Genomic DNA, 18,490 nt, shown 5'->3' on the forward strand with positions numbered 1-18,490 from the left:
ATAAAATGTTAAACACTATAAACGAAGCGATAGAAGCTATAAAAAGCGGAAAAACGATAATTGTTGTTGATGACGAAGACAGGGAAAATGAGGGTGATTTTTTAACAGCCGCCCGCAACGCTACTCCCGAAACTATAAACTTTATGGTTCGCTATGGCAGGGGCCTGGTTTGTGCGCCGATTACTGAAAAACGCGCAAGGGAACTGGAACTGGAACCCATGGTGAGCCGTAACACCACATCGCATGAAACCAATTTCACGGTTTCGGTTGATCTGCTGGCGGGCTGTACAACCGGTATATCCGCTACTGACCGTTCAAAAACTACGCTTGCATTAATTGATCCGGCAACAAAACCTGAAGACCTTGGTCGTCCGGGGCACATATTCCCCCTTATAGGCAGGGATGGTGGCGTATTGCGGCGTACCGGGCATACCGAAGCGGCAATTGACCTTGCTGTATTAGCAGGATTTGAACCTGCAGGGGTAATTTGCGAGATCATGAAAGAAGATGGCGATATGGCACGCCTGCCCGAGCTGTTAGTATTAGCAAAAGAATTTGACCTTAAAATTATTTCTATAAAAGACCTGATCGCTTATCGTTTGGCAACTGAAACGCTGGTGCACAAAGATGTATCTGTAAAGATGCCTACAGAATGGGGCGATTTTGACATGATAGCTTATACCCAGGCTGATACCGGCGAAAACCATTTAGCGCTGGTAAAGGGCACCTGGGAACCTGATGAGCCCGTTTTAGTACGTGTTCACAGTTCATGTGTTACCGGCGATATTTTTGGCTCGTGCCGTTGCGATTGCGGCCCGCAGCTACACAAGGCGATGGAGATGATTAACCGCGAAGGAAAAGGTGTGGTTGTTTACATGAATCAGGAAGGCCGTGGAATAGGCCTCATCAATAAACTGAAGGCTTACCATTTGCAGGAAAACGGCATGGATACGGTTGAAGCAAACGTTGCGCTTGGTTTCCCGATGGATAAAAGAGACTATGGCGTTGGCGCACAAATATTGCGCAGCCTGGGCGTATCAAAAATGCGTTTGATGACCAATAATCCGAAAAAACGTGCCGGGTTGATAGGTTATGGCCTCGAAGTTGTTGAGAACGTACCGATTGAAATTGAATCAAACCCGCATAACGAAGTTTACTTAAGGACAAAAAGAGATAAAATGGATCACGCTATTATGCGCGATCACTGATCTTCATCATCCGGATTAGGAGCAATAACTGCCGGTGTTTGCGTTGTAGGCGGCACCGGCGTAGGGTTAACAGGTGCTGTTTTTCTTCGTCCCGATCTGAAAATATTCCTGATAAATTCACCAAATGTGTCAAAATCTCGCTGGTAAACTAAACCTATACCATTAACATACTGCACATTCAACTGGTCTTGCAGGGTGTTTAACGTAGTACTGTTTAAAACCCGGTATGAATATCTTGCGCTCAAATTACCATCTTTACGGATAAGGTACTGCGCTTCAAAATCCTTTGTTAACTGGCTAAAATTTGAGTTAAACAAGCTGGTGTTATTGTTAAACAAATCGCTGCTGCCTGAAGTAGAATTGAACAAACTGCCGGTAAGTATAAGGCGGTTTTTAAACCGGTACGAAACGCCGAGGTCATTAAATGATCGGATATTCAAATCGAGGTTTTTAATATTTGACTGCGATATAAAGCTGTTTAATTTATTAAACGCAAATTCACTTACAGCCTCGCCCGCGGTACCTAATACCTGGTTGGTTAAATTATTATTGGCTCCATTGCTGAAATTACGTCTTACAATTATACTTAGCGCCTGTTGGCTCCGGTTGTTATTATCAGACAAATAAGTACTCAAATCTTCTTTAATAGACGGATCGAGCGGAAAATTAAAATCGAAGTCAATGGTAGGTTGCAACAGTGTTTTGGTTAAGATCAATTCGGCCTGTACCAACTCCAATGAGCGCCCTTTAGGCGATTGAGACCCTGCGGCCTGGTACAAAGGCTGTATATCCGTACGCACTTCATAAATGGCATTAAGGTTTATTGATGCATTTGAGGGGCTACCTGTCCAACGGATAGTACCTCCCTGGTTTACTGTAAAGTTTTTACTGATAAAATTTTTCGCTGTAAACTCAAACTTACCTGAAGTAATTAAAAAGTCGCCGAACATTTCAAAATCGCCCAGGCTATTGATATTTAATTTTAAGTCCTTAGCTTGCCCGCTCCCTTCCAGTACGCCATAATCGGTAGTTATTTTCACTACTGTCTTTTCGTCAACAGTAAGATCAAAATTCAGCGTAACGCCATTAAAAGCAAGCGTTTTGGGAGCATATTTCGTGGTATCGCTGTGGCTTACAAATTTTATAAAATCATAATCACTAACTGTTACCGAGGTATTCAGAGGAATATTAAATACAGTACCCGCTTCGGTGCTGGCCTTAATATCAATCTTCATATTATCAACCGGCCCGTTAAAACTAAACTTGCCGGTTCCGTAAGCCGTACCATAATAAAGGTGATTATCTTTAAAACTGGTGTTAAGCGCCATCAAATTTTTGGCATCAACGCTAACCTCAATATCCGGGTTTGCAAGATTGTTCAGATCTACGGTACCATTAACAGTACCTGTACCATTCTTAATATCTCTCAATACCATCCCGTTTATTTTCGCTACGCTATTAACCACATCAACAGTGTCAGTGACAATGTATGGCGTTTTTAAATAATTAACGGTGACACCTGTATTATTAAGGATCAAATTGCCATTCAGTTTTGGTTTTGATACAGGCCCGGTTAATTTCAGGTTAGATGAAATAGTTCCTTTAACATTCGAGACCAGATCTTTTATAAAAGGTTCAAAAATTATCGCCTCCGTCTGGTTCATATTTACATCAAAATCAAGGTTATCTTCTGTGCCGTGCCCTATTTGATACACCCCGGCAAGATTCATCGTTTCAAGTCCGCGATTTTTTATATTCACTTTTACATCAGCCTGCTTACGGTCATTCCCCAGAGTGGATTCTATCTTCACATCACCCACCAGCGTATTATTCATCGACAGAGAGTCGATCGCTAATTTTGCATCTAAGCCAGGCGATTTCATAATTGACGTAAGATTAACATCACCATTAAGCAAACCCTTTAACTGGACTCCGGCAGATTTTGTTAATTGGTTTAGGGTCACCATACTAAAGTTTTGAAAAGTAAGCTTCAGTTTATCGGCCGGATTATCTGATACAAAACCATCTATTTTCACCTTTTGCTGGCCGTTTGCCAACTCAAAACCCTGCACCTCTGTTTTGCCATCTAAAAATTTAACTCTTACCTTCTCTAATATCCTCCATTTTTGATGTTCAAGTATCACCTCGGAAGGCAGTATATGCAACTTCGCAGTAGTGTCTCGTCCAAAATTCACCAGTCCGTACAAGTCTAATTGGTTAACAGCGTCTTTATCTGATAGCTTTACGTTGAAGTTAAGACTGTCTCTTTTTAAGAAATTGGTGATAGTTATGTTTTTAATAAACAGGCTATCGGTAATATTCACCTTGCTCAGGGATATATTTAAGCCTAAATAATCATCAGTAGTGCCTTCATCAATAATGAAATCATGAAAAACAGTTTTACCGTATTGAATGGTTTTGATATACACATTCAGCGTTGCATTTTTCTTTTCTGAATTAAAATCACCTACAAACGTACCCTGGTCTGGAATTTTAAGATCCGGAACAAAAATGGCGATTAGCGGATTGATATTTTTAAGCGTTAAATTAAAAGTAAAATCCTGCGGCTTAGGTGTTACTATATCTGTCTTTAATGATGGTATATATTTCTTTACAATGGTTTTAAAATAAGAAGGAAGCGTTGGCAAATCAAAACTGCCTTTTATAAAGCCATCAGCAATATCTGATTTTAGGTTAATGGCTCTTTGATGCCCTTTTCCGTTTGCAGAGATTTGCAGGGAATCAATAACGTAATTATTCCGGGGATCAACTATTCTTATTTTCTGCAGCGTAGCTTCGCCGCTCAGGTTATTCAAATTATTTCCTGAGAAATTAGCTTTCATCTGTGTGGTGAAAGTGATGGTATCATTCAGGAGTTTTAAATCATGCAGTTTTGCATTGTCAATATTCCCTGAAAAACTGTAAACAGGCAAAACCGGATTAAGGTCGACGCTCCCGGTTCCGTTAAGCGTTATTTTTTTATCATTTATTACCAATTTACCGCTGGCCACTTTTTTAATAAAAGTCCCGTTTAAAGCCAGGTTGTGATAATTGTAGCCCTTAAAGGCCAGTTCGCTTATTTTAGCGTCAACGTTTTCGTTTAAATTTTTAAGCTCATCGCCGCTGCCTTTAACATTGGCCACCATGGTAACCCGCCCAAGATCCTGCTCATCAAGCAGCTCACCAAGATCAAACGCATAGGTGTTAAGCTTGCCGCTGTAGGCCGGCACGCCGGCTTTATTTATTTTGAGGTTAATATCGGAGTCAAACCTCCCCAGTTTAGTTTTAAATGTTCCGTAGGCTACAAAATCGTTCTGCAACCCGGTAAACCTGCCTGAAAAATTGACATTTCCAAATTTGGAGATAATATCAGGCACTTTAGCATAACGCTTACCCGTGAAATTGCTGTAAAGAAAGTCAAGATCGGTTTTATTGGTAGCTATCTGGTCAAAATTCAGTTCAAGAAAAGTATTGTCCCAATCTGGCAAACCCTTTAAATTGAAATCGCCCCTAATGTAAGTAGCTTTAGCACCTGTAACCGTAAGCTGTTTTGCCCTGAGATTATTTACATAGCCTTTAATGCGGCCATCAATACCCAGGTCAAATTTCACATCCTCCAGCCCGCTGGTAAAATAAGCAATATCTGTTGAGGAAATTTTTGATGATTTAAAATCCCCATCCATGTAAACTTTATCTTCAATATGAGCACTTACATCATCAAATGATTTAAACTTCATCCTAAAATAGTTTTTAAGGCTCGAATGGTCGGTGAGGATAAAAAGGTTTTGCGCCAGGATCTGGTTGGTATCGATGGTAGCGTCGGCATTAAACTTTTTAAGATAGAACCCGCTTTTTTCCCGAAGTGTAAGATTGCTTACATTGCCTTTAAAAAGATGGTTCTTAATATCCATATTTTTAACAACTGCGCTAAAATGCTTCACGTCAAGGTCGTCAAAATTTATTCCTTTGATGACCGTATCCACCAGCATGTTCTTAAAGCGAAAGTGGAAATTGTTGATAGCAATTTTTTCAAACACAACCTGCCACGGTTTACTTTTGGTGGTATCAGGAGGGCCGCCGCTCAGTTTATCAATAATAAACTGGAGATTGGAGGTACTGTCGCTTTGCTTTTTCAGATATACAGAACCATTATCCAGTTTAATGAGCTTAAAATCGATAGACTTGTTGCTTATACTGCTGAACAATGAAAAATTGCTCAGGTCAACTTCGAGTTTTGGAGTACTTAACAGCGTATCTTTTTGCTTATCCAGCACATAAAACCCCTCCAGCACAATTGATGAAAACGGCTTTATGTAAAGGCTTTGAATATTAACCTCGGTATTTAATTTTTCAGACAGGTAACCCGTGGCTTTTTTGGCCGCCCAGGTTTGCACGGGCTTATATTGAAACACCAGCAAAAGTATGCTGATAATTAACAGAATAACCAATACTATACTTAGCGCTATTTTGAGTACTTTTTTAATAACTTTGCCTTTTAAATAGTTATTGATTTAGTGAGCTATGGATTATTGCTTGTTAAACATAATTTGCAAGTTAAGGTTTAGCATTTAGTTCAATAAATCAAAATTTAAACTTTCTTGCTTACTAAGTCACTAACTCAAAATTTATAATACAAAAAATCGTGCCTGTAATATTAGGAATCGAATCTTCATGCGATGAAACCTCTGCCTCTATATGTGTTGATGGCGAGATACTTAGCAATGTTATTGCCAACCAAACCATTCACGAAGCTTATGGCGGTGTTGTCCCTGAGCTTGCCTCAAGGGTTCACCAGCAAAATATTGTTCCTGCCGTACAACAGGCACTGATAAACGCAAAAGTAAACAAAAATGATGTGGATGCGGTAGCTTTTACGCGCGGTCCCGGTCTTTTAGGTTCATTGCTGGTGGGCGTTTCGTTTGCGAAAGCATTTGCGCTGGCAAAAGAAATCCCACTGATTGACATAAATCACATGCAGGCCCACGTACTGGCACATTTTATAGGCGACAATAAACCATCGTTCCCGTTTTTGTGCTTAACGGTATCTGGCGGGCATACACAAATAGTTTTAATTAAAGACTATTTTGATATGGAGGTGATAGGGCAAACACTTGATGATGCCGCCGGCGAAGCTATGGATAAAACCAGCAAAATTTTAGGTTTACCCTACCCTGGCGGCCCGCTTATTGATAAGTATGCGCGCCTGGGAAATCCTGACGCCTATAAATTCCCTGAGCCGCAGATCCCCAACCTCGATTTCAGCTTTAGCGGGCTAAAAACATCCATCCTTTATTTTATACGGGATAATGTGGCGGCTAACCCAAATTTTGTACAGGAAAATCTCAATGATATTTGCGCCTCGGTCGAAAAACGGATAGCTACCATTCTTTTAAACAAACTAAGCAAGGCCGCTATGGCTTGTAATATAACGGATATTGCCCTGGCTGGTGGTGTATCTGCCAACACGGGGTTACGGCAGGGGCTGTTAGCTTTAGGCGAAAAAAACAACTGGCGCTGTTTTATTCCCAAAATGGAGTACTGCACCGATAACGCAGCAATGATAGCTATTGCAGGTTACTATAAGTTTTTAAAGGGTGAATTTACCGATCAATCGGTTGCGCCGCTGGCAAGGATGCCAATGTAACAAGGTAAATAAAACGTGGACCATAGTCCTTAGTTTTACAAGATTAGATATTTAAAATAAACAAGGCTGATTATGGACTATGGACCATCGGCTACTGGCTAACCAACATGAACATTCCATCTCTTATATTTTATGCCGTGTTTTTAGTACCCTTTGTGGTATTTTTAATTTGGCTGATGCGGCAGGACAAACGCAAAGGCAAAACAGGCCTTATAGTTTTAGCCATTATGGTTATTGGCTGCATAGCCTACATGTATTGGAAAACCCAGGGCCAATAAAAAAGGTGCGTCCCTTACAAACGCACCCCCTTCAATGGCTTTTTAAATTAAGCACAATACAGAAATGATCCGTGGCCCGCTGCCGAACAATAAGCAGGCTGACAACCAATGGGCTGCTGCCCGTTAGGAAACGGGTTGGTGGTAGAGGAACAAAAGGTTTGCTGTAAAGCTCCTCCTGTAATTTGTTTTAATTCCTGCCTTGACAATTCTGTTTTCAGGCTCAATTTGCCTGCGGGCTTAGGTTGTTTTTCCATGATCTTTAAATTTTAAATTGGTTTATATATTAAATGTAGAATTATTCTTTTTAATCCACAAACTTATTTTAACCAATAGCTAAATTTTAATTTCAACCACACCCGCATAAAGCAACCCTTTAATCGTACTAATTATCAACTGTTTAAAGGATAAATAATCTTCTTCTATTTCCTCCGAAGAAAAATGCGTTTTCAATTCAATTAACAAATTGGCTATCGTAAAAACGTCCTTTACGGTATCAAAAACAATCATGTCCAGCTCATCCAAATAATACTCCTTAACACCGCCCTCTAACTCCGACGGCAGGAGCAACATCGGGCACACCGCCTTTTCCGTATTAAAATTCCTTTGTATCAGTGCATGCACCTGTTCTTTATAGTCCAGCTTCCAGTTCAGGCTATGGTTAAGCAATTTGTAATGTATCGGCAATCCAATCTTAATTTGGAGTAATTCATCATCCGGCAATGAGAAAACGTTTCGAATGTTGCTATAATTTTCGCGGTCGGCTTTATAAAGGTTGGTTACTGTCGCTTCATCAGTGTATAGCTTTTCCAATAGCTCGTTTGCTGCTGATTCCAACCCGAATATCTCCAGCAGGCAATCGCAATCGGAAGCTTCGGATACTCGTAACTTAACATTCTTTATAAATTCAGCAGGAGGGGCATTGCTGTTAAGACCTGCTATTTGATTTTGCGGATCTTTTTTATTCAGATAATCGATTGCTGCATTTGTCCGCAAAAAAGATGATTCGACAGCTTTTCCCGGATTCTGCTGTGCCAATTCCGTCAGCTTCAACAACGGGGAGTAATATATGGCCGACCGCATACTTAGCCCTTCAGATCTGACCAGATCAATTATCCGGTAGTAATAATCAGGATAATCGCTCCTCAATGTCCTGGCAACGTGATCACATACGTGATGGTATTTTTTAAAATTGCCAACCGGGTGCACCATGGCTACGTTTGGATGATCCTCAAATTTAATATAGTCCTTAAATACAGGATCATCCACCATGGGCCGGTAGTACGTAACCGGGATCCTGTTTTCGGCTGCAAGCTGGCAAAACAGGTATTGCTCAAAAATAAAGTTTAAGCTGCCGGTATTCACCTTATTCAGGTTATCTTTATTTTTATCTATAAAATCAAAAGCCTCGCGGCTGTACCATCTAAAAAAATCAAGATCACTGCCTCCTATTAAGCCTGCATTACTTCCATACACATCCTTATTTTCATAGTGCTGCCTTTGTAAAACAGGGGGGACAAAAGTAAAATGCTGATTTATCTGGTTCAATGTATAAGGATAGAACTCCAGGTTTTTGTCAAGATTTTGAGCCAGCAGGCGTGAATTCATAAAATCAGCATCTGGCTTCTGCCACAAAAAAACATCGCCGTCCAAATGCAGAAAAGGTTCCGCTTGAGTACCATAAGTATGGATTTTCGCCAGCGAAAACAAAGCGGGATGATAATTATCAAGCGTTCCCTCCAAACTAACAGACACGGTGGAATAAGGCAATTCCAACTGATCAATTAAAATTTGTTTCCCTTTTTCATCGGTCACCAGGTTAACGTCACCAAAAACACTTTTGGCCTGCAGGCAACTCAGGGCCCAGCTCATCCAATGATACTCGCATGATAGCCAGCCCGCTTTAGTGCTTAACAGGTTTTGGTTAGCTTTATCAGCAGGGCCGCTCCAAAAGGTTTGCAAAATTTTCATGATACGATTCAGGTTTGTGATTACAAGATAACGCGTTTTTTTTAAATTGGACCATACGGTGTTTAAAATCCATCAATTGTGTTACAATTTTACGATTAACTTGCAGGTAAGGTGCTTAGTTAATAACTTGTGGGCTAATCGTAAACAATCCCGTTATCATCATATGGTCCGCATCAACAAAACATTACTAATCTGCACGCTGGCACTTGTTTCACGTACGGCTTTTAGTCAGCAAATTAAATTGAGTGCCGAAGTTGAACAAGCGCTGGGTAAAGTTGATACCGGTCAATTCAAGATAGATATTGCTTATTTGGCCGATGACAAGCTGAAAGGCAGGGCACCGGGCACACCGGGCTTCCGCATGGGGGTTGATTACGTTGTTAGCCGGCTAAAAAGGATGGGGGTAAAACCCGCCGGCGAACATGGCACCTGGCTGCAGGATGTAAAATTCCGAAAGGCATTTGTTAAAAGTGCTGAACTTACCTTAACCGGCGCAACAAGTATTCCGGCAGTAAAATCCGGCGTTGACTACGTGATATATCCTAATCCGGAAACAGCTGAAGTTACCCTGAGTGCGCCGATAGCCTTTTTAGGATTTGGCGTTAGCGAGCCCTCAATTGGATATGATGATTACGCCGGCATAGATGTTAAGGGCAAGGTTGTGCTGGTAACCCGTGGCGCACCCGACAAGTTTTCCTCGTCTGTATCTGCCCATACCATGAACCCCACCACCATATTAAAGGCCGCTGCGGACCACGGCGCAGTAGGTGTAATCATATGCTCAACCGACTCTGCAGCAAAGTTAAATAGCCCAAAAAGCGGCATTTATAGTGTAATGAATACCGACGGCTCGGTTGCTATCTCAAGAATTTATTACTCCAAACAGGTAAAAGCACTGGGCCTGTTTAATTATACTGTATTTAACGCGCTAGCACAGCAAAGCGGCAAAACTATCCCTGCGCTCATCGCACAGTTAAAATCGGGGCAGCCAGCCTCGTTCGCAATAAGTGCCGGTGTAAACATTAGTTATACGTCAACCTATCAGGATATAGTAAGCTATAACGTGATCGGCAAAATTGAAGGATCTGACCCCAAACTAAAAGAGGAATATGTAGTACACAGCGCCCATTTAGATCACCTGGGCATTGGCAAACCGGTGGAAGGCGATTCCATTTATAATGGCGCCCATGATAATGCGTCGGGTGTTGCCAGCGTGTTGGGCATTGCTGAAATTTACAGCAGCATCGGGCATAAGCCCAAACGCTCCATTCTTACCGTGTTGCTCACAGGCGAAGAACTGGGCGACCTTGGTTCGGGTTATTTTGCCGCACACCCTACAGTGCCGGTTAAAAGCATTGTGGCCGATGTAAATACCGATATGCCAACTATTATAGCGCCCTTGCTTTCAGTTACTGCGCTGGGGGCCGAACATTCATCATTGATAAACCCGGTTAACCAGGCAGCTGCTTACCTTGATTTGGGCGTTGAACCCGATCCGGAACCTAAGCAGGCCCGCTTTACCCGCAGCGATCAGTACAGTTTTGTGGTAAACGGCATCCCGGCCCTTCACATTAAATACGGCAGTAAAACCGCCGACGGCAAAAATAACCTCAACGACTTTGTGGCAAAGTGGCGGGCAAAGTATTATCATAAACCACAGGACGATATAAACGGCATCTTTAATTTTGCTGCCGGTAAAAAATATGCACAGCTTAACTTTTTAATTGGCTACCTGGTAGCCGAAGACCCTGCCCGGCCAATATGGAATAAGGGTGACATATTTGAGGTTAAGAATTAGTGACCGGAGGTTAGAGAATAGCAGTTAGTTAAAGGATAGTAAGTGTTGACTTTACTATACCCAATAAATAAATGGCCCGCGCTGCGTGCCTAATAAACAAACAATGATCAGTGATATTGAAACGGAGACAGGTACTCTGATAACGAATTTAACGTGCCCTGAATGCGGCACCAGCTATAATGCTGCGGTTATTCATACGGTTTGCACAAATGAGGCCTGTAAATCAACCTTGTTTGCTGTTTACAATTTACAGGCAGGCATTGATAAGTCTATTTTGAGCGGGCGACCGGCTACCATGTGGCGCTACAAGGAGTTTTTGCCGGTGTTTGAAGAAAAGAACATAGTTACCCTAGGAGAAGGCTTTACACCCATCATCCCGGTAGAAAATTTAAAACGCTTTATTGGTGATAACGAAGTTTACTGGAAGGATGAATCAGGTAACCCTACCGGTTCGTTCAAGGCAAGGGGAATTAGCGCGGCGGTATCAAAAGCGAAGGAGCTGGGGATTGACGTTATAGCAACCCCCACTGCCGGGAACGCAGGCGGCGCTTTGGCAGCTTATGCGGCACGTGCCGCGATAAAAGCCGTGGTGTACATGCCCAAACAAACCCCGCAGGTTTTTAAAGATGAATGCCGCCTGTACGGGGCCGATTTGGTTGAGATTGACGGCAACATCAGCGATTGCGGCCGGCTGGTAAATGAACTGGCTGCTGTTAACGGCTGGTTCCAGGTATCAACCTTAAAAGAACCTTACCGCCTGGAAGGCAAAAAAACCATGGGCTATGAAATTGCCGAGCAGTTTAACTGGCAGCTGCCCGACGTGATCCTGTACCCCACAGGCGGTGGCACCGGGCTGATAGGCATGTGGAAAGCTTTTGATGAACTGGAGCAGTTGGGCTGGACAGGCAGCAAACGCCCGCGTATGGTGGCCGTACAGTCCGAAAGCTGTAACGGCATTGTAACTGCTTTTAACGCGGGTAAGCAGGTCTCGGAATTTGCCGACGGCGGCTTTACCATAGCCAACGGCTTAAGGGTCCCGAAGCCTTATGCCGACAAACTGATCCTGCGGGTGCTGCGCGAAACCCAGGGCGCTGCCATTACCATAGGCGACGGGGAAATGAGTGCAGCAGTAAAAGAGATAGCCCGCCATGAAGGGATGCTGGTGGCCCCCGAAGGTGCCGCCCTCTGGCAGGCCTTTAAAAAACTAAAAGCTACCAACTGGATAAAACCCGGCGATAAAGTTTTGATGATAAACACCGGCAGCGGGTATAAGTATTTGGAGAATATTGCCATATAACCTCCGGGTAAAGGTGGTGTAAATCAGCATTTACTGTAAAAAGCTCTTTTTTTGGGGCCGCAAAAGCGTTCCACTTTACACGCGGAACACCCGGAACACTTTGAAATGCACTGATTATCAACATATTGAATTTTTAACAGAATATAAGTTATTGATAATCAATAATTAAACAATTTGCACCTTTTGTAAGTTTAATTTTAACTTACTTGTAATCAGCGTGTTTCATTTTTTGAGGCGATTTAAATGTGGAAACATATTTCAGGATTAGGCAATTTGTCCTGCAGCCCCTTTGCGTTTTGGTTATCTGTCCTACCGCCCACAAGGGGGACCCTTTGCGGCAGCATTTAATCACGCATCCGGTATTTCAGGCTCTACCAACTTATTGAGTTTTTCCAGCGATTCCTGCCAACCCAGGTAGCACATTTCAACTGGTATTACCGAAGGTATTCCTTCCTGTAATACTTTTAATTCTGTACCTACCAATGTTTTTTGAAGCCAAATAGAAGTAGTCATTACACCTGGCAGGTTTGGGTCATCAAATTTGTCTGTATATTTCAGAAACTCATTCGGTTTGATTTCCACATACACCCCGCCAAATGAATGGCTGCTACCGGTTGTAAAATTCCGGAATGACATTTTGTACGTCCCCCCTACCTGGACATTCATTTCGTGTACTGTACCAAGAAAACCATAAGGCGGCAACCATGACGCGATTGCGCCGGGTTCGGTAAATGCGCGATAGATCTTTTCAGGCGAGGCCTTAATAATTCTGTGCAATGAAACTTCGTTTTCTGACATAAAACCTTTTTTTTGTGTTCCTACTCGTTTGGCTTTTCGGTTCGCCCGTTTTTGCAGGTGGTAGCTGCTCCACCATTATTAACTTGTTTAACAAAGGTGCGGGTAAAAACAGGCATAAAAAGGGGGAGTCTGCGACAATTTACACCCAATTTGCGACAGGCTATCCAGGGTTTTACTAATCACTGTATTTACCAAAAGCGCCAAAGAACCCTATAGTCTAAAGCAACGAAAGAGCAGTAGCAAATAAAAACTGCTGTATAAACACATAAAAAAGTCTTTAGGTTGCTGCGCAATGGCTATCTACTTGTTGGTGACCTGTCCTTCGGGACATAAGGAGGACCCTTGCGGCAGCGTGGGTAATATTAAAAGATTTTTAATCCTCCAAACTATCAACCCAAAAGCGGACGAGACCATCTGTCAACCCAACTCAGGACTACTCATTAATCTATTTCATGAGCTAAACAAGACTCTTCATAACTCCACAACTTCTTTATTTCACCTTCAGTAAGAAATTCTTTGATCGGTTTGTAATTAACTGTGAGTGGAACATCCACCGATATCAATTTCGCAATATTGCTTCCTTCATAAGTACACCCAAAGCCATTCAGTTGCTGTATTGTGGGTTCAATAATTTCTTTCGTATAGAATATGATTCGTATAGTACTATGCCCAGATTCTTCAATCAGGTCAGTCACGTACAATTCACCGTTTCTATCCTCAACACTTACTATGTCACCCCAAGAATATCCGGGTGCATAGAATAGTATATTGCATAACTTATAATACTCGCCTTGTTTCTCAGCCCACGCACTTTCTAAAGCATAATTATCTTCTAAATCTTGGTATTCAAATATTATCTTTCCCATTTACTTATCTTATTGGTTAGGGAGCTTGTGTGGTGTTGGGGGTGTTGGCGTGGGTGTTATTGGCGCTTTATCGCTCTTTTCCTCCGCTACCGCAAGCGTAGGTGCCCGTCAATGCAATTTGATTTATGCCCAGCGCTTGCTACACAGCTCAAGTATAAGAACTCAGCTTTATTTTTTCGCCGTGCATCCTTATGTCGTAATTATTCCAGGCATCGTACTTTTCTAATGCCAAATTTGTAAGCTCTTCCACTCTGTTTTCAAAAAATATAATCTCCTGGTTTTTTAAAATATAATCTCGCAAAAAATAACGTATTCCCTTCTCATCGAAAGATTTAGTTATATAAAATGTAAAAGTTGTCCTCTTAGCAAGATCATCAAATGTAATGCCTATGTTCCCCGATAGTAACGTATCAGTTTTTATAAAATCAACTGCCAACGCGTCACTTTCAGCAACTGGAGAATGCAATCTCCAGCCCAGAGGTGCTAAAATTTCTTTCATCATTGTTTCTATAGGGATAAGTAATTCGCATATGCCTAGAAATGTATTGTCACTTATGTTTTTGTACATGTTATAATTTAGTCGTGCCATTTGATTTTTCTTATCTCCCCTGCCGCAAGCGTCCCCGGCTTGTCGCCCATGTGCTGAGTAGTCCGCTTTCAAGTAATCACCTGCTAAGCAATGTAAACTTAATCAACAATTACGTAATCCACCCCTACTACTTTATACCCCTTCAAAAAAAATCCGCTAAGCGCAATTAAGCGCTTAGCGGACTTGTAAATGGGCCTTGGTTTGTAACTATTTTATTTACCGCTGCCCGATACCTGCATTGGGTTTACACCCGCAGATTGGCCACGCGCTGCGGCTGCATTAACCTTTTGTTTAAAGATCTGGAATTTTGACGGCTCAGGCATTTTACCCCAGTAGTTATTGGTTTCGTCAATATCTGCTGTTTCGCGCATCGGGTCTAATTTTATGGAAGCTACCTCTTTGTCCTGTACATAGAATTTCGAAGCGTGTTTCTCATTCAACCGCCAGATCTGTGCCGGGATGCGGTCAACCTGTTTGGTGCCATCGGTGTAAGTAAACTCAACAATTATCGGCATCACCAGTCCGCCTTTATTGCTAAAGTCAAGCTGGTAAAAGTACTTGCCGGCATACTTGGTTTTATCCTCGTCGGTCATAGCCTCGGCAGTTGCGCTGCGTTGCGGGGTTGCAAGCTCCTTAGCCATGTTGTTAAACTTCATGGTGTCAACAGCCGCAAGTCCGCGGTCGTATTTGTAATAAAAATCATGTACCGAGGTATCTTTATCTACATAAAACTTTATGTTTTTATCCTCGCGGTTGCGGATCTTCGAGATATCGTCAAACTCATTAACAGCAGGCGCATCAACTTTGCCCGGCTTCCTGTTAAACTGCGGCATTTTTCCGTTCAGGTCGGCTTTGGCAACTTTAACGCTGTCTAAAGAAATATCAACAGCTTCGGTTCCGTAAAACCAGCCTCTCCAAAACCAGTCCAGGTTTTCCCCGCTGGCATCGCCCATAGTGCGGAAAAAATCTGCTGGGGTAGGGTGTTTAAATTCCCAGCGTTTAGCATATTCTTTAAAGGCATAGTCAAATAACTTACGCCCCATAATGGTTTCACGCAAAATATTCAGCGCGGTAGCCGGCTTGGTATAGGCGTTTGGCCCAAAACGCACGATGTTTTCCGAGTTGCTCATAATAGGCTCCAGCTCATTCTTGGGCAATTTCATGTAATCAACAATGGTATAAGCTGCGCCTTTTTTGCTCGGATATTTGTTATCCCAAAGCTCTTCGGCAAGGTATTCCATAAATGAGTTTAAGCCCTCATCCATCCATGTCCACTGGCGCTCATCGCTGTTAACAATCATCGGGAAATAGTTGTGCCCAACCTCGTGGATAATTACACCTATCATCCCGTTTTTGGTACTTTCGCTATAGGTGCCATCCTTTTCGGTACGGCCATAGTTAAAGCAGATCATCGGGTACTCCATTCCGTTTGCAGCCTCAACACTTTGCGCAACAGGATAAGGGAAAGGGAACGTAAAGCTTGAGTACGATTTTACCGTGTGCGCAACCAGTTTGGTTGAGAACTTGCGGTACAGGTTATAGGCTTCTTTTCCGTAATAGCTCATGCACATAACGGTTTTTCCTTCAACGCTCTGGCCCATACCGTCCCAGATAAATTTGCGGGATGATCCCCAGGCAAAGTCGCGCACGTTGGTAGCCTGGAAAACCCAGGTTTTTTTAGCGGTGCTTGGCGCGCCTTCTTTCTTTTTGGCTTCGTCAAGGGTAACAATTTCAACCGGCTCTTTTGCTGTTTTTGATTTGTTATACCTGGCCAGTTCGGCAGGGCTTAACACCGCAGCGTAGTTAATACACTCGCCGGTAGCGCCTATAATATGATCCGCCGGAACGGTCATCTGCACCTTATAGTTACCGAAAGTTAAGGCAAACTCGCCCCTGCCGGTAAACTGGTGGTTCTGCCATCCCTGGAAATCGCTGTAAACACACAGGCGCGGGTACCACTGCGTCATGGTGAACAGGTAGTTACCGTCGCCCGGGAAATATTCGTAACCGCCGCGGCCGCCAATGCTCATCCTGTCAGAGATCTTGTAGTTCCATTTTACAGTAAAGATCATTTTCGCGCCCGGCTTTAAAGGGGTCGAAAGGTCAATACGCATCATTGTTTTATTTACAACGTAGGGCAGGCTTTTGCCAAGGGCATCAGTAATGCTGGTTATTTTATCGCCATAGCCATTGTCAACGTTTGATTTTTCGGCCCTGTCTAACTGCAGTGTACCTGCGCCGCGCGGCATTACCGAGCTTTGCTGATAGTTGGCGTTATCAAAGTTGTTATGCTGATTTTCATCCAGTTGCAGCCAGATATAGTCGAGCGGATCGGGCGAGTTGTTGTAGTACGTAATGGTTTCGGCACCTGTAAGTTTCAGGTTCTTTTCGTCCAGTTCGCATTTAATGTCGTAATCTGCGCGCTGCTGCCAGTATTTGGCACCGGGGGCGCCGCTTGCCGTGCGCTGTTCATTGGGCGTGTTTAAAATGGTGCCCAATTGCTCAAACTTGTTACCATGGTTGCTGGCGGGATTATTCTGAATATCCTGCGCCTTAACAAAACCGGCAATAGTTAAAGTGAAAAACAGTGAAGTAAAAACTTTTTTCATGTTTAGTTAATTATTATTTATAAGATCAGTTTTTCTTTAAGTCCGAAGGACAGTAAAGTCCGGAAGTCGGAAAGATTTCCTTTATTTACGTGCATTCGGGTTAGTAGGCCTCACCTAAATCCTCTCCAAAGCAGAGGACGTTTAGCTTCGCGCCTTGATTATTTAAAATTAGCCTTCATAAGTCGACTATCCCCCCTGTGTTTTTTAACCTCTTTTAAAGTCCTCTCCTTTGGAGAGGATTCAGGTGAGGCTAAAACGGCATTCGTTCCAAAGCCATTTTAAGCGACAACGCAAATACCCCGGCCGAAAGGAAAAAGATCCAGTCGCGCCTTTTAACTTTAAAAACGTTTAAGAACAGTAACCCGGTTAGTAATATAACGGCAACCACAATTATCTGCCCCGCTTCCAGCCCCACATTAAAGCCGAACAGTCCTAAACCAATGCTTTGATCTTTAGCCAGCATGATCCGGATAGCGTTGGCAAAACCCATCCCGTGGATAAGACCAAAACACAACGCAAGATAATAATTTATCCTTGCACTTTTACCTTTGCTATCCAGCTGAAATATATTGTTTAAAGCGGTGACAAAAATGGTGCACGGAATCAGGAACTCAACCCATTTGCTTGAAAACCTGATCACATCATACACACTTAGGGCCAGCGTTAATGAATGCCCTATGGTAAAAGCGGTAACCAATATCAGCACCCGCTTAACATCTCGGATGGCATATACGCACGCAAGGGCCAAAATAAACAACTGATGATCAAGGGCATCGGCACTAATGATGTGCTGCCAGCCCATCTTAAAATAAAAAGCAAAGTCGAACATTGCGAACTAACCGTTGAAAGCACTAAATTTAAGGCGTTTTTTTAACTATAAAAATCAGGGTTCGCTATGTGGGCATTTATTTATCAACCGTTACTATATTGTTACATACTGTTAAATGCTGGTGTGCCCGCAAAACACGCAGCCGGGGCTTTTCACCCCATCCATGTAAGCACCACAAACATCAGTTACAACAACCAGGACAGTAAACTGGAGGTGATCTGCACTATTTTTACAGATGATTTTGAAGCGGCCCTGGTAAAACAGTTCCACGCTAAAACAGACCTTAACAAGGCCGAAATGCATGCCGCAATGGATGCGCTGGTGAAAAGGTACGTCCTCAGTAACCTGCTTGTTAAAACAGGTGCAGCGTCTTTAAATTTAAACTACGTGGGCTTCGAGATTAATAAAGAGGCTACCGATGTTTATTTTGAATCGGATAAGATCCAGGCGGTTAAAAAAGTTGATGTGGATGTAAGCCTGCTGCATAACCTGTTCGACGACCAGATGAACATTGTTCACATTACCGTTGGCGGCGTACGTAAAAGCGAAAAACTGGATTACCCCAATAAAAGGGTAAGCCAGGTGTTTTAATGGGTTAAGGGTATT

The 18,490-nt window shown here is 42.7% G+C and carries 14 protein-coding genes; 6 read left to right on the forward strand and 8 right to left on the reverse strand.

From position 1 onward, the window contains the following. The first annotated feature begins 5 nt into the window (after positions 1–5). Positions 6–1,208 (forward strand): bifunctional 3,4-dihydroxy-2-butanone-4-phosphate synthase/GTP cyclohydrolase II, encoded by a 1,203-nt coding sequence (locus MuYL_RS20560; protein ID WP_170309776.1) that lies wholly within the window; start codon positions 6–8, stop codon positions 1,206–1,208. Here the strand turns inward: MuYL_RS20560 and MuYL_RS20565 are convergent. After that, positions 1,202–5,719 carry a translocation/assembly module TamB domain-containing protein gene (locus tag MuYL_RS20565; RefSeq protein WP_449406600.1) on the reverse strand — a complete coding sequence of 1,506 codons (4,518 nt, stop codon included), beginning with the start codon at positions 5,717–5,719 and terminating at the stop codon, positions 1,202–1,204. The two genes, MuYL_RS20560 and MuYL_RS20565, sit on opposite strands and share 7 nt — an antisense overlap. A 131-nt stretch (positions 5,720–5,850) precedes the next feature. Here MuYL_RS20565 and tsaD point away from each other — a divergent pair, with 131 nt between their 5' ends. Further along, on the forward strand, positions 5,851–6,852 hold the full coding sequence (gene tsaD / locus MuYL_RS20570) for a tRNA (adenosine(37)-N6)-threonylcarbamoyltransferase complex transferase subunit TsaD (protein WP_094572340.1): 1,002 nt from the start codon (positions 5,851–5,853) through the stop codon (positions 6,850–6,852). Positions 6,853–6,959: 107 nt separating this feature from the next. Continuing rightward, positions 6,960–7,130 carry a hypothetical protein gene (locus MuYL_RS23345; protein ID WP_157741005.1) on the forward strand — a complete coding sequence of 57 codons (171 nt, stop codon included), beginning with the start codon at positions 6,960–6,962 and terminating at the stop codon, positions 7,128–7,130. Between the two features lie 47 nt (positions 7,131–7,177). Here MuYL_RS23345 and MuYL_RS20575 read toward each other — a convergent pair whose 3' ends face one another. Further along, positions 7,178–7,384, reverse strand: coding sequence for a hypothetical protein (locus tag MuYL_RS20575; protein ID WP_094572341.1), 207 nt, complete (start codon positions 7,382–7,384; stop codon positions 7,178–7,180). 79 nt (positions 7,385–7,463) lie between these two features. Further along, positions 7,464–9,098 carry a DUF6734 family protein gene (locus MuYL_RS20580; protein WP_094572342.1) on the reverse strand — a complete coding sequence of 545 codons (1,635 nt, stop codon included), beginning with the start codon at positions 9,096–9,098 and terminating at the stop codon, positions 7,464–7,466. A 163-nt stretch (positions 9,099–9,261) separates the two neighbouring features. Between MuYL_RS20580 and MuYL_RS20585 the strand changes: the two genes are divergently transcribed. Next, positions 9,262–10,896, forward strand: coding sequence for a M28 family peptidase (locus MuYL_RS20585; protein ID WP_094572343.1), 1,635 nt, complete (start codon positions 9,262–9,264; stop codon positions 10,894–10,896). A gap of 103 nt (positions 10,897–10,999) precedes the next feature. Further along, entirely contained in the window at positions 11,000–12,193 is a 1,194-nt protein-coding gene (locus tag MuYL_RS20590) for a threonine synthase (RefSeq protein ID WP_094573048.1), read from the forward strand. A gap of 348 nt (positions 12,194–12,541) precedes the next feature. Here MuYL_RS20590 and MuYL_RS20595 read toward each other — a convergent pair whose 3' ends face one another. From MuYL_RS20595 to MuYL_RS20615, 5 genes are all read right to left on the reverse strand, one after another. Next, complete coding sequence (locus MuYL_RS20595; RefSeq protein ID WP_094572344.1) at positions 12,542–12,991, reverse strand: SRPBCC family protein; 450 nt, start codon at positions 12,989–12,991, stop codon at positions 12,542–12,544. A gap of 440 nt (positions 12,992–13,431) precedes the next feature. After that, positions 13,432–13,857: a DUF4265 domain-containing protein gene (locus MuYL_RS20600; protein WP_094572345.1), complete on the reverse strand. Its 426-nt coding sequence runs from the start codon at positions 13,855–13,857 to the stop codon at positions 13,432–13,434. A gap of 148 nt (positions 13,858–14,005) precedes the next feature. After that, positions 14,006–14,518 (reverse strand): hypothetical protein, encoded by a 513-nt coding sequence (locus tag MuYL_RS20605; RefSeq protein ID WP_094572346.1) that lies wholly within the window; start codon positions 14,516–14,518, stop codon positions 14,006–14,008. A gap of 140 nt (positions 14,519–14,658) precedes the next feature. After that, positions 14,659–17,055 (reverse strand): M1 family metallopeptidase, encoded by a 2,397-nt coding sequence (locus tag MuYL_RS20610; protein WP_094572347.1) that lies wholly within the window; start codon positions 17,053–17,055, stop codon positions 14,659–14,661. 250 nt (positions 17,056–17,305) lie between these two features. Then, on the reverse strand, positions 17,306–17,884 hold the full coding sequence (locus tag MuYL_RS20615; protein WP_094572348.1) for a HupE/UreJ family protein: 579 nt from the start codon (positions 17,882–17,884) through the stop codon (positions 17,306–17,308). A 123-nt stretch (positions 17,885–18,007) separates the two neighbouring features. On the opposite strand from MuYL_RS20615, the gene MuYL_RS20620 reads away from it, so the two are divergent. Continuing rightward, positions 18,008–18,475 carry a DUF6702 family protein gene (locus MuYL_RS20620; RefSeq protein WP_157741007.1) on the forward strand — a complete coding sequence of 156 codons (468 nt, stop codon included), beginning with the start codon at positions 18,008–18,010 and terminating at the stop codon, positions 18,473–18,475. Positions 18,476–18,490: the final 15 nt, after the last annotated feature.

This window comes from Mucilaginibacter xinganensis, assembly GCF_002257585.1.
Classification (GTDB): Bacteria; Bacteroidota; Bacteroidia; order Sphingobacteriales; family Sphingobacteriaceae; genus Mucilaginibacter; species Mucilaginibacter xinganensis.